This window comes from Paenibacillus glycanilyticus (assembly GCF_051200795.1).
GTDB classification, from domain to species: domain Bacteria; phylum Bacillota; class Bacilli; order Paenibacillales; family Paenibacillaceae; genus Pristimantibacillus; species Pristimantibacillus glycanilyticus.
The window spans coordinates 5,174,645-5,187,198 of record NZ_CP195155.1 but is presented as its reverse complement, the minus strand read 5'-3'; the positions used below and the strand labels follow the sequence as shown (position 1 = coordinate 5,187,198).

10 protein-coding genes are annotated in these 12,554 nt (G+C 50.5%); all 10 read left to right on the top strand.

Annotated elements, in window-relative coordinates; translation table 11 throughout:
* Positions 1-148: 148 nt before the first annotated feature.
* Entirely contained in the window at positions 149-1,258 is a 1,110-nt protein-coding gene (gene liaF, locus ACR9FF_RS23335) for a cell wall-active antibiotics response protein LiaF (RefSeq protein WP_435165322.1), read from the top strand.
* A 6-nt stretch (positions 1,259-1,264) separates the two neighbouring features.
* Positions 1,265-2,311, top strand: a complete 1,047-nt coding sequence (locus ACR9FF_RS23330; RefSeq protein ID WP_127493076.1) for a sensor histidine kinase — start codon at positions 1,265-1,267, stop codon at positions 2,309-2,311.
* On the top strand, positions 2,298-2,963 hold the full coding sequence (locus ACR9FF_RS23325; RefSeq protein ID WP_435165318.1) for a response regulator: 666 nt from the start codon (positions 2,298-2,300) through the stop codon (positions 2,961-2,963). Before ACR9FF_RS23330 ends, ACR9FF_RS23325 begins: the two co-directional genes overlap by 14 nt.
* A 91-nt stretch (positions 2,964-3,054) precedes the next feature.
* A complete protein-coding gene (locus ACR9FF_RS23320) occupies positions 3,055-3,468 on the top strand; it encodes a YugN-like family protein (protein WP_127493072.1) in 414 nt (137 codons plus the stop codon).
* Between the two features lie 220 nt (positions 3,469-3,688).
* Complete coding sequence (locus tag ACR9FF_RS23315; protein ID WP_435165314.1) at positions 3,689-5,323, top strand: S1C family serine protease; 1,635 nt, start codon at positions 3,689-3,691, stop codon at positions 5,321-5,323.
* Between the two features lie 78 nt (positions 5,324-5,401).
* Complete coding sequence (locus ACR9FF_RS23310; RefSeq protein WP_127493068.1) at positions 5,402-6,094, top strand: response regulator transcription factor; 693 nt, start codon at positions 5,402-5,404, stop codon at positions 6,092-6,094.
* A 6-nt stretch (positions 6,095-6,100) separates the two neighbouring features.
* Positions 6,101-7,618 carry a sensor histidine kinase gene (locus ACR9FF_RS23305; RefSeq protein WP_435165310.1) on the top strand — a complete coding sequence of 506 codons (1,518 nt, stop codon included), beginning with the start codon at positions 6,101-6,103 and terminating at the stop codon, positions 7,616-7,618.
* A gap of 30 nt (positions 7,619-7,648) precedes the next feature.
* Positions 7,649-8,614: a 4-hydroxy-3-methylbut-2-enyl diphosphate reductase gene (locus ACR9FF_RS23300; RefSeq protein WP_435165307.1), complete on the top strand. Its 966-nt coding sequence runs from the start codon at positions 7,649-7,651 to the stop codon at positions 8,612-8,614.
* A 1,171-nt stretch (positions 8,615-9,785) separates the two neighbouring features.
* The gene (aroF, locus tag ACR9FF_RS23295) at positions 9,786-10,847 is read left to right on the top strand and encodes a 3-deoxy-7-phosphoheptulonate synthase (RefSeq protein ID WP_127493061.1); all 1,062 of its coding nucleotides are present in this window, start codon (positions 9,786-9,788) and stop codon (positions 10,845-10,847) included.
* A 253-nt stretch (positions 10,848-11,100) separates the two neighbouring features.
* On the top strand, positions 11,101-12,525 hold the full coding sequence (gene glnA / locus ACR9FF_RS23290; protein WP_127493059.1) for a type I glutamate--ammonia ligase: 1,425 nt from the start codon (positions 11,101-11,103) through the stop codon (positions 12,523-12,525).
* Positions 12,526-12,554: the final 29 nt, after the last annotated feature.

The following is a 12,554-nucleotide window of genomic DNA, read 5'->3' as shown; positions in this document are numbered from 1 at the left end:
AAGTTGGCAAATGACCTGACAAACCCTTTTGAACTCCGTCTCGAGACCGATGCCAAGTTCAATCGGCCGTCCCTTTATATCCCTTCTTTCATTAGCTATACTAAGTAGCAATAAGACATTTTGAAGTACAGGCAGGGAGTTGACTAAATTGAATGGAAGCTTTCTAAACCGGCTGTTTTCTGGTCTTGTCATCATTTCCGTTGGCGTATTCTTCTTATTGAAACAACTGGGCATGATTGATTACGACATTAGTATTGGCGAGATTATCTCCAATTATTGGCCGGTCGTGCTGCTCTGGATCGGATTGCATGGACTGCTTGCGGGCCGTCAGGGTCACGGCTCGGGCTGGTGGGCAGGGGTAATGATCATACTCGGCTTTCTGTTCCTGGGTCATAATCTGGAATGGTTCGCCTGGTCGTTCAGCGATATCATTTCCTATGCATGGCCGATCATCATCATCCTGGTGGGCATTAACTTCTTGCGCCGTCCGCGGCACCGTCACCAGGAACCTCCGCAATACGAAGACGAGTGGAAATCGTACAATGCTTATACCGATTATAAAGGCGAAGTGCCGTCGGCTCCTCCGCTTCATCCGGATCCTACGAAACCGGGCAGCGCGGACGGAAGCCAGGATTCCGCCGGCGAAGAAGATTCCTCTGCTTTTAATGGAAGGAATGAACGCGGCGAGCCGGCCGGGGATTTCCGAGAAGAACCGCTGCATCGCATGAGGCATCATGACATGAGACAGCAATTTCGCCGTCAGCTTCATGAACAAAAGCGTCATATCCGGGAGCATAAGCAGCAAGTAAGGGAGCATATCCGCGAGCATCGTCACCGGGCGAAGCATGGCTCTTTTGAATACTGGAACCACGATCCGCATGCGCAATCTAGATCGGGATTTATCGGGGATATTCACATCGGCCAGGATTATTGGGAGCTGAAGCCGCTTAATATTTCGCATTTTATCGGCGATACCATTGTAGATTTAACGAAAGCTCAGATACCGCTTGGCGAGACGAAGATTTGCATCTCTTCCTTTATAGGCGATGTCAAGGTCTATGTGCCTAACGATTACGAGGTAGGCGTTCAGGTCGTGTCGAGTGCTTTTGTGGGGGACGTAAAGATTCTGGGCCAGAAGGAAGGCGGAATGTTCAAGAGCATCCATATTCATTCCCCTTACTATGAGGAGACGGATAAAAAAATCAAACTCGTCGTTAGCACGTTCGTCGGCGATGTTCGTGTGACGAAGGTGGGATAGACGGTTATGATCGTACGATTGTTCCGCGGCGGCAAATGGCAGCTGCTCACGATGTTTGTGGCTTCTTCCGTAACCGCGCTGCTGCTTGGAATCGCCGTGTGGGTTGGATTGGCAGACGGAGACAATGTGCAGACGGAAGTGCGCTATGGCGCAGTGTCCGTCTTTCTGCTTGTCAGCGCAGGCTTCGGGTACTGGACGGGCCAGCATATTCAGAGACGGATCGATACGCTTCAGCTTGCGCTTAAGCAAGCGGTCAACGGGAATTTCCAGGTTCGGATTACGGAATCCGGCGATTTTTCCTTTTCGGAGCTGTACCGTGAATTTAACGATCTTGCCGAGCTGATGGAAGAGAGAATGAAACGTCTTCAGATGACCGGCGAAGAACAGGTGATGTCGCAAGCGGCTTCCAATGAAGCTGCGGTTCAGGAGGAACGCAAACGGCTGGCAAGGGATTTGCACGATACGGTCAGCCAGCAGCTGTTCGCCATGCATATGTGTGCTTCCTCGCTGCCGAAGCTTCAGGAAATCGACAGGGAGCGGGCTGCTTCCGTTCTGGAGCAGCTTATTCAGATGTCAACGCTCGCGCAGAAGCAGATGCGGATCTTTATCGCGCAGCTTAGGCCGATGGAGCTTGAAGGGCGTACGCTGCTGGAGGCGCTTGATAAATGGTTTCCGGATTATTGCCGGCAGAACGGTCTGCAGGGCGTATTCGACTGGCGGTTGACAGAACCGCTTACGGAAGCCAAGGAGCATCAGCTGTTCCTGATCGTTCAGGAGGCAATGGCGAATGTCGTAAAGCATTCCGGTGCGCAGAGCTGTTCGCTAAGTCTGACGGAGAATGAGCGGCAGGTTGTGCTTAGTCTGCAGGACGACGGAGCGGGCTTCCGGGCCGATCAGGTAAGACGCGGATCGTACGGATTGTCTACGATGCAGGAACGTGCCCAGCAGCTGGGCGGTCTTGCCGAAATTATAAGCAAGCCGGGCAGCGGCACCAGAGTGAAGGTTACGATACCGAAAATGTGGCGGAGGAATGAAAACGATGAGCGAGACTAATACGTTAAAAGTTATGATTGTGGACGACCATGACATGGTGAGAACGGGCTTGCGCACGTATTTAATGCTGGAACCCAAATTTGAAGTCGTAGCTGAAGCGGGCAGCGGGCAGGCAGCGATTTCGCTGCTGGAGGCGGGTCTGCCTTCCGGCATACCGGATGTTGTCCTGATGGATTTGATGATGCCGGGCATGGACGGAATCGAGACGACCAGGCAGCTGATTGCCAAGTATCCGAATCTGAAGATTATCATGCTTACAAGCTTCCTGGAAGACGACAAGGTATACGGGGCCATTGAAGCCGGAGCGGTAAGCTATGTTCTGAAGACCGTATCGGCGGAAGAATTGATCTATGCGCTTCACGGGGCAGTCAAAGGCATGCCGGTTATGACGGCGGATGTGTCGCAAGCTCTTACAAGGGGTCTTCGCCAGCGTACGGCCCAATCGGGGGACGAGGAGCTGACGGAGCGGGAGAAGGAAGTGCTTTTGCTGATCGCGGAAGGACGCTCCAACAAAGAGATTGGCGAAGAGCTTCATATCAGCGTAAAAACCGTCAAAACCCATGTCAGCAATCTGCTGATGAAATGCGAGCTGGAGGACCGGACGCAGCTGGCGGTGCTCGCCCATCGCAAAGGCTGGGTCAAAAACACATAAACGGTCAAACGGTGGGACATATTATCCTTTAGTGGTTATATATGCATGAGAGTTATACACACTCTACACGCTAAAGGAGAGATGAACGGTCATGATTCCATTATCCTCATCGCTGGAAGCCCGTCAGCAAGCATTTACCGATTCCAGAGACTGGCTGGAGCAGCATCAATTCTCGCTCGGGGGCAACTGGGACTATACGAACGGTTCCTTTGACCGGGCGCTTGATGAAGAGAATAAAGTCTGGCTTCGTCTGCCGTTTCAAGTGACGAATGGCAGCGTAGTGGATATAAACGCGGATACGAATGCCGTTATTACGTTTGCGCAGCCCTATGTGCTAAGGCATGAGTATCAAGAGGGCAATGATCCGGAGGCAAGTGCCCGCGTAGTAGGAGCGTTATTCGACCAGTTCCAGGCGCCTTCCGATCCGGATGCCCATGTCGACCAGAAGTGGATAGGCAAGGCGAAGGAAGTTCTGAAAGAGGTCGAAAGACTGTTCCCCCAATAGAATATCGCACGCCAAACTCCCTATTGAGAAATGGGGAGTTTGGTAGAGTCATACGAAAAGTGCATAGAAATAACGTCGTCAGGCGTTTTTTTTATGTTCGTTTTAATTCATTTTAAGTTTGTTTTAAGGTAGAATGTGCATGATAGGAATACAGGAATTAAGCGCCGATGAATGAAAGATTCGGCTGCTTTAACGGAATAGATCAAGGAGGAGAACGGAAATGGACGATCAGAACAAAAAATACGACGATTTCTTTCAAAATCGTGCTAATGGTGATGATGACAACAATCCGCGCGAAGAAGACAACACGGCATCAACGGCTGAAGGATCGGAAGCTCCGGGTAAAACTTCCTACTATTATTCATACGGGCCTTTCAAATCTTCGGCGCAAGACGATAACGGAGCGAACGTTCCGTCCCGGTCTAATCCTCAGGATTATTACACGGCGGCATCCGGCGACAGCGAGCCTGAGCTGGAACAGCCAAAGGTTGAAGTAACGCCTCCGGTGCCGATGAGACCTTTTACTTATAATCAGCAATCCGGCAAAAGCGGTTGGCAGAACCGCGAACCGCGCAAGAAAAGCCCGATTAAAGGAATGTTTGTTTCTTTCCTCGCCGGCGTTGTGGTGGTTGGCGGCTTGATGGGCGGATTGATGTACGCTTCGGATACGAATAACTGGTTTACCAGCAACTCGGTATTTTCCTCCAAGCAGGACAGCACGGCTAACGAGGGCTCTGGTTCAACGGCATCCGGTTCGCCTAGCGGCAACGGAGGCGCTTCCGTAGCGGCGGCAAGACCGGACAACATTGCTTCTCTATTCGAGAAAGCGAGCCCTGCTGTTGTAAAGATCGAGACGTACGTGAAGCCGCAAACACGAAGCAATGGCGGCGGTGGCGGCATTTTGGATGATCCGTTCTTCCGTCAGTTTTTCGGCGAGGATGCGCCGGACGCGAATCAGCAGCAGGACAATAACAAGAAAGACGACAGCAATCTGCAGGCAGCGGGAATTGGCACAGGCTTCTTCTTTGAATCGGACGGTTATATTCTCACGAATCAGCACGTTGTTGCGGATTCCGATAAAATCGAAGTAACGGTACAAGGCTATGACAAGCCGTTTACGGCAGAGCTTCTGGGATCCGACTTTAATCTTGACCTTGCCGTACTGAAGGTTACGGGCGATAAAGCATTCCCTACACTGCCGCTTGGCAGCTCGGACAAAATCAACATCGGCGACTGGGTCGTTGCGATCGGCAACCCGTATGGATTTGACCATACCGTAACCGTAGGCGTGCTTAGCGCGAAGGAACGTCCAATCGATATTCAGGATACGGACGGTACACGGGAGTACAAACATTTGCTCCAAACCGATGCTTCCATTAACCCGGGCAACTCCGGCGGTCCGCTCCTGAATGTGAATGGCGAGGTTGTTGGGATTAACACCGCAGTCAGCTCGCAGGCGCAAGGCATTGGCTTTGCGATTCCGACAAGCACCATCCAGGAAGTTCTGGATACGCTCAAAAACAATAAGGAAGTACCGAAAGAGCCGGTTCCGTTCATCGGCGCAGAGCTTGGCGACGTAACGGATGCGATTGCGAAGCAGCTCGGCATGGATAAAGCGCAAGGCTCGATTGTCAGCAACGTATACTACAACTCTCCGGCCTACATCGCCGATCTGAAGCAATTCGACGTCATCGTAGGTATTGACGGCAAAACGTTTAATGGCACGCAGGCGCTGATTGACGAGATCAAGAAACATAAAGTCGGTGATAAAGCCGTACTGAACATTATCCGCAGAGGCGAAAAAATGGATCTTAAAGTAGAGATTGGCGACAAAAACAAATTTAACGCCGAGTAAGCAGGTAAAGTAAGCGCAGAGGAAAGTCTCTGCGCTTCTTTTCTAGAAAAGATAAGCTATACAAGGGGAGAGTAGAAAATGAGACAACACATCATGGTCGTGGACGACGACGAGAAAATCACTTCGTTGCTCAGAAGAAGCCTTGCTTTCGAAGGTTATGAAGTATCAACGGCCGGTAACGGAATGGAAGGCTTGAAGCTTCTTTTAACAGCGGACCCGGACATGCTGATATTGGATGTCATGATGCCGCAGGTAGATGGCTGGGAAGTATGCCGCCGCGTGCGGGAAGGCGGAAGCACCGTGCCTATTCTTATGCTGACCGCGAAAGACGATATTTCGGACCGGGTAAAAGGGCTTGATGCGGGCGCGGACGATTATTTGATCAAACCTTTTGCGTTGGAGGAGCTTCTGGCCCGGGTCCGTGCTTTGCTGCGCCGCAAATCGGACAAGATTGACGAATCCAGCAGCAACAAGATCGTATTTGACGATCTGGCCTTGGATCTGGATTCCCGCGAAGCCATCCGTTCCGGCAGAAGAATCGAGCTGACCGCGAAGGAATACGATTTATTGCTCTTATTCATGCAGAATCCGCGCCGCGTATTGACGCGAGATGCCATTATGGAGAAGATCTGGGGCTATGATTTCAGCGGCGAGTCCAATGTACTTGAAGTGTACATAGCGATGCTGCGCCAGAAGCTGGAGGAAGGCGGGGCCAAGCGGATTATTCAGACCGTACGCGGAACCGGCTATGTACTGCGGGGAGAGGGTTGATTTCACATGACGATCAGGCTTCGTCTGACCTTATGGTTTTCCGGTATTCTTGCGGCAGCGCTAATCGTGTTATGCGTAGCGATTTATTTTTTCGTAAACATGAATACGTACGACGATACAAAGACGCAGCTTCGAGATCAGGCCGATTCCTATGATATCGTGAAATACGAGAACGGATTAAATCAGATTGACCTGAACATTAAAAGGAATTCCCCTTTTTACGAGAAAGATTTTTACGTGCAATTAGTCAACTATAAAGAAGGCGTTATAAAAACCTCTGGCGAGCTTCAAATAAATGGAATTAAGTTCCCAATCCCAGAAGCCAAGACCAATCCGGATTATGGCTATAAAAAAGCGGTTTTGAATACAAATGCAGGTGAAGTTGCTTTTCTAATCTATCAAAAACCAATTCCCAACAATACGGACGGGACGTTAATTGGCCTGCTTCAGGTTGGTACTGTTGTAGCAAGCGAAGAGAACTATTTGGCCGGACTTCGGGTTATTCTTATATTGTCTTCTTTGATATGCCTTATAATTGCCTTTACTGTTGGTCTTTTTATGGCGCGCAAAGCTCTTCAGCCAATCGAACGGGTCGTCCACGCTACCGAAAAAATTCAGAGCGGTTCCGATTTGAGCGTGAGGATTCCGATTGAGGGTCCTAAGGATGAGATTGGCCATTTGGTCTACACACTGAATATTATGCTATCCCGCATTGAAATGGCGTATAACGGACTGGACGAATCGTATAAAGCGCAGCGACGGTTTGTTTCGGATGCGTCGCATGAGCTTCGTACTCCGCTGACGACGATTCGCGGCAATATTGAACTGCTGCAGCGGATGTGGTCCAAGACGCTTGAGCCGGATGAAGCGGGAGATATTGTACTGGCGCTCGATTCCCAGCGCTATGAGCTGTCTAACGAAGCCATGCAGGATATTGCGGCGGAGGCGCGGCGGATGTCCACTCTCGTTAACGACCTTCTAGCTCTGGCAAGAGCGGATGCGGGGTACGAGATGGAAAAAACAACGCAGCCTATGCTGCCGATCGTGGAAGAAGTAGGACGGAGAGCGGGTCTCTTGCCTCGCAATGCGGAGTGGCGGATTGGCGATTTGACCGCGCTGGACGGATACCAGGTACACGGGAATGCGGATTATTTGCAGCAGCTGCTGTTTATCTTCATAGAGAATGCGTTCAAATATACGCCGAGCGGCTGGATCGAGATGTCGGCGACACGCCGGGAGAACCAGCTTGGCATTATTATTAAGGATACGGGAATCGGCATGAATCCGAAGGAGGTTCCTCATATTTTCGACCGGTTCTACCGGGCGGACGAATCGCGCGGCAAGACCGTTGGCACGGGGCTTGGTCTGTCCATAGCCAAATGGATTATCGATGAGCACCGCGGCTCGATTGAGGTGACGACGATGGAGGAAGAAGGGTCCACGTTTGTCATTTGGCTGCCAATAGACTTTTCCCCCCAGCCTGCTTCGATTATAATAGAAGGAACCGATCGAATCGAAGACTAACCTTCGTTATTCAGAAAGCAGGTGCTACAAGTGGAAATTGTTAAAATATCGCCGCGAGGCTATTGCTATGGCGTTGTGGATGCCATGGTGCTCGCGCTGCAAACCGCCAAAAACCTGGACCTTCCGCGTCCGATTTATATTCTTGGCATGATTGTTCATAATGCGCATGTAACGGAAGCTTTCGAGCAAGAGGGCGTCATTACGCTTGACGGCGAGAACCGACTGGAGATTCTGGAGCAGGTGGAGAGCGGAACCGTTATCTTCACGGCCCACGGCGTATCTCCCGAAGTCCGCAACCGTGCGCGCGAGAAGGGTCTGACCATCGTGGACGCGACTTGTCCGGATGTAACCAAGACGCATGACTTGATCCGGGAGAAAGTCGCCGAGGATTATCATATTATTTATATCGGCAAAAAAGGCCATCCGGAGCCGGAAGGCGCTATTGGCGTGGCACCGGATCGCGTTCACTTGATTGAACGCGTTGAGGATATTGCCAAGCTTAATGTGCCTGAGGGACGCATTATCATTACGAATCAGACGACAATGTCGCAATGGGACATCCGTCATATTATGAGCAAGCTTCTGGAGACGTATCCGAAGGCGGAGATTCATAACGAGATCTGCTTGGCTACGCAAGTACGCCAAGAGGCTGTAGCGGAGCAAGCCGGACAGGCGCAGCTGTGCATTGTTGTTGGCGATCCGCGCAGCAACAACTCCAACCGCCTTGCCCAGGTATCCCAGGAGATCGCGGGCGTACCGGCCTATCGCGTATCCGACGTATCGGAGATCGAGCAGGAATGGTTAAAAGGTGTTGACCGCGTTGCCGTAACTTCGGGCGCTTCGACTCCAACTCCGATTACAAAAGAAGTTATCGCGTATTTGGAGCAATACGATCATAACGACCCCTCCACGTGGGAGATCAAGCGTACGGTCAACAAGAACAAGCTCCTTCCGACCATTCGTACCAAATCGGCTTCCGGCGCAGCCGAAGCTTAATAGAAGATCAAGTAAATGCGGTGCTCCCTTGCACCGCATTTATTTTGTTTTTAGGCTAGTACTCAACGATGCCGTGCATCGTCAACTAGTGTGAAAGCCGTGATCAGGCGGTCATGTCCATGGTTTAGCCGTGCCTTAACGATGCACGACATCGTAAAGGAGGCTGATCGCCCTTAAATGGTGGAGCTTAACGATGCCGCGCATCGTTAAGAAGCGTGAAAACCGTGAAAAGGCGGCTATTTCCATGGGTTTAGCCCTGCCTTAACGATGTGCGATATCGTAAAGGGGGTTGAATTGTCCTAATTGGTGGAGCTTAACGATGCCGCGCATCGTTAAGAAGCGTGAAAGTCGTGAAAAGGAGGCCGTCTCCATGGTATAGCCGCGCCTTAACGATGTGCGACATCGTAAAGGAGGCTGCTCCGCCCTAAATGGTGGAGCTTAACGATGCCGCGCATCGTTAAGCAGCGTGAAAGTCGTGAAAAGGCGGCCATTTCCACGCCGTACCTTAACGATGTGCGACATCGTAAAGGGGGCTGCTCCGCCCTAAATGATAGAGCTTAACGATGCCGCGCATCGTTAAGAAGCGTGAAAGTCGTGAAAAGGAGGCCGTCTCCATGGTATGGCCGTACCTTAACGATGTGCGACATCGTAAAGGAGGCTACTCTGTCCTAAATGATAGAACTTAACGATGCCGCGCATCGTTAAGAGTGGAATTTAAGCTGAGCATAGTCCAGCTATCCTGACATTGTCGCCAATGATTTGATCATTTTTTCGGTGACAGGAAATGCGGGTGGACACCGAGCAGATGTGAAGGTCCGGTTCCCCCGGACATTAGGGTTGAGTGTGTTATTGTTTTCCTGAAGCAGACTGCGGCGAAGGAAGTGAATGTTCTGGAGAAGCGGAGATAATGCTTACGAAACAGCTTTCCTTTGGAAAGCTTGTAGCTCGCCTTGCTATTTGGATTTCAACGGATAAGACTAGTTCAGGGAAATCCGAATAGAACAGCGATTGTAAGAATATTCACTTCCGTAGCTGCTTAGCAGCTGGTTTAAGAAAAATAATAATTGACGAACCCAAAGTCCATCGTGTATATTTGCTTTAACAAGTAAAAGCATAAAAGCCGCAAAGCATAAAAGCGTATAAGCGTTGAAGTGAAAAAGGAGAGATGGACATGATCGTAATTACTAGCCCACATATTGCCGAAGAGCGTATTCAAGAAATTGTGAATCATATCGAAAGAGCGGGCGTGCAAGCCCATGTATCCAGAGGGACGGACCGTACGGTTATCGGGATTATCGGCAAGGCGGAGCCAACGCTTGCGGAGCATCTCCGTCAAATGAAAGGCGTAGAGAACGTGATCAAAATTTCGAAGTCCTACAAGCTGGCGAGCCGGGACTTCCATCCGGACGATACCGTCATCGATATTAAAGGCGTTAAGATCGGCGGCGAGAACCTTGTTATTATGGGCGGCCCTTGCGCGGTTGAATCCCCGGAGCAGATCGATGAGATCGCACGCCTTGTCAAGGCAGCCGGCGGACAGGTGCTTCGCGGCGGCGCGTTTAAGCCGCGCACGGGTCCATACAGCTTCCAGGGCGTTGGCGTCGAAGGTTTGATCATGATGGCGGAAGCGGGCAAGAAGCATGGCCTGCTCACGATTACCGAAGTTATGACTCCGGAGTATGTTGATGTATGTGCCGAATATGCCGATATCCTTCAGGTCGGTACACGCAACATGCAGAACTTCGATCTGCTCCGCAAGCTCGGTACCATTCAGACTCCGGTATTGCTGAAGCGCGGCTTCAGCGCAACGTACGACGAGTTCCTGAACGCGGCGGAATACATCCTCGCGGGCGGAAATCCGAATGTTATGTTGTGCGAGCGCGGAATCCGAACGTTCGAAACTTACACGAGAAATACGCTGGACTTGTCCGCGATTCCGGTCCTGCAAGGGCTTAGCCATCTACCAGTCATTTCGGACCCGAGCCACGGTACGGGCCGCCGCGAATTGGTAGAGCCGATGTCCAAAGCATCCGTTGCGGCAGGGGCGAACGGTCTGATTGTCGAAATGCACACGGATCCGGATAATTCGATGACAGGTGACGGTGTACAATCCTTATTCCCTGACCAATTCGCTAATTTATTAAAGGATTTAGAAAAGCTGGCGCCAATCGTCGGAAAGCAATTCAACACTCCAAAAGAACCCGCAGCCGCTTTTGCAGAATGGAAAATTTAATCCAGTTTTAAAATGTGAAAAGCCGGGAAGCCTTGATACACAAGGCCTCCCGGCTTTTCTGATCGAATGTAAAGGCTTAATTGTGAACAAATGTTTAAACTTGTAAGTATACCTTACATATGAATAAAAAATACCTGACATAAGTATTGACGATGCCAAAACGTAGTCTTATAATTACCTCATAGTTTAACGAGAAACTTGAACAATAACTGTTCACCACTATGCAAATGTTCGGAAATGGAGGAAATATCTGATGTCAGTTCAAAAAGTTTTGGAACAAATTCAAGAAAACAACATCCAGTTTGTAGATTTCCGCTTCGTGGATCTTGCTGGTCGCGCGCACCACATTACTCTTCCTTCGACAGAAGTTGACGCTGATACTTTCGTAAACGGTGTAGCTTTTGACGGTTCCTCGATCCCAGGTTTCCGCGGTATTGAAGAATCTGACATGGTAATGATGCCAGATACTGATGCAGTATTCGTTGATCCTTTCACAGATCATCCTACACTGAACATTATGTGTAACATCCATACACCGGACGGCGAGCGTTATGAGCGTGACCCACGCAGCATCGCTCAAAAAGCGGAAGAATACCTGCAAACAACCGGTATCGGTACAACTGCATTCTTCGCGCCTGAGTCCGAATTCTTCATCTTCGACGAAGTTCGCTACGAAAGCACAATGAATTCTTCTTCCTTCTACGTGGATTCCGAAGAAGCAGGCTGGAACACGAACCGTAAAGAAGAAGGCGGCAACCTTGGCTTTAAAGTTCCTGTAAAAGGCGGCTACGTGCCAGTTGCTCCGGTTGACCAACAACAAGACATCCGTAGCGAAATGGTTCGCCTGATGCAAGAAGTTGGCCTTCGCGTTGAGCGTCATCACCACGAAGTTGCAACTGCCGGCCAAGCAGAAATCAACTTCCGTTTCAGCACTTTGACTAAGACAGCTGACAACCTCATGCTGTACAAATATATCGTTCACAACACAGCTCGCCAATACGGCAAAGTGGCTACTTTCATGCCAAAACCGCTGTTCGGCGACAACGGTTCCGGTATGCACGTTCACTCCTCGATCTTCGACGGCGACACTCCGCTGTTCTATGAAAAAGGCGCTTACGGCAACCTGAGCCAACTGGCTATGCACTACATCGGCGGTATTCTGCACCACGCACCAGCTCTGATCGCTTTGACGAACCCTTCGACAAACTCGTTCAAACGTCTGGTTCCTGGTTACGAAGCTCCGGTTAACCTCGTATTCTCGAAAGGTAACCGTTCCGCTGCAGTACGTATTCCAATCGCATCGGTAACGCCAAAAGGCTGCCGCATCGAGTTCCGTACTCCGGACTCCACAGCTAACCCTTACCTGGCATTCGCGGCTATGCTGCTTGCTGGTCTGGACGGCGTGAAACGTAAATTGGATCCAGTTGCTCTCGGCTACGGTCCATTCGACAAAAACATCTACGAACTGCCAGAAGAAGAGAAAAAAGAAATCCGCAGCGTACCTGGTACACTCGACGAAGCGCTTGACGCTCTCGAAGCGGATTCCGAATTCTTGACTGAAGGCGGCGTATTCACGGAAGAATTCATCGCTAACTATGTTGCCGTTAAACGCAGCGAAGCAAAAGCGGTATCGATTCGTATTCATCCACACGAGTACAGCCTGTACTTCGGCTGCTAATTCGAAACGCACTTATTCAAGCGGACTCC

Coding starts and splice junctions, on each gene's coding strand:
- ACR9FF_RS23330 (WP_127493076.1), top strand. CDS start 1,265: ATGATCGTACGATTGTTCCGCGGCGGCAAATGGCAGCTGCTCACGATG.
- ACR9FF_RS23325 (WP_435165318.1), top strand. CDS start 2,298: ATGAGCGAGACTAATACGTTAAAAGTTATGATTGTGGACGACCATGAC.
- ACR9FF_RS23320 (WP_127493072.1), top strand. CDS start 3,055: ATGATTCCATTATCCTCATCGCTGGAAGCCCGTCAGCAAGCATTTACC.
- ACR9FF_RS23315 (WP_435165314.1), top strand. CDS start 3,689: ATGGACGATCAGAACAAAAAATACGACGATTTCTTTCAAAATCGTGCT.
- ACR9FF_RS23310 (WP_127493068.1), top strand. CDS start 5,402: ATGAGACAACACATCATGGTCGTGGACGACGACGAGAAAATCACTTCG.
- ACR9FF_RS23305 (WP_435165310.1), top strand. CDS start 6,101: ATGACGATCAGGCTTCGTCTGACCTTATGGTTTTCCGGTATTCTTGCG.
- aroF (WP_127493061.1), top strand. CDS start 9,786: ATGATCGTAATTACTAGCCCACATATTGCCGAAGAGCGTATTCAAGAA.
- glnA (WP_127493059.1), top strand. CDS start 11,101: ATGTCAGTTCAAAAAGTTTTGGAACAAATTCAAGAAAACAACATCCAG.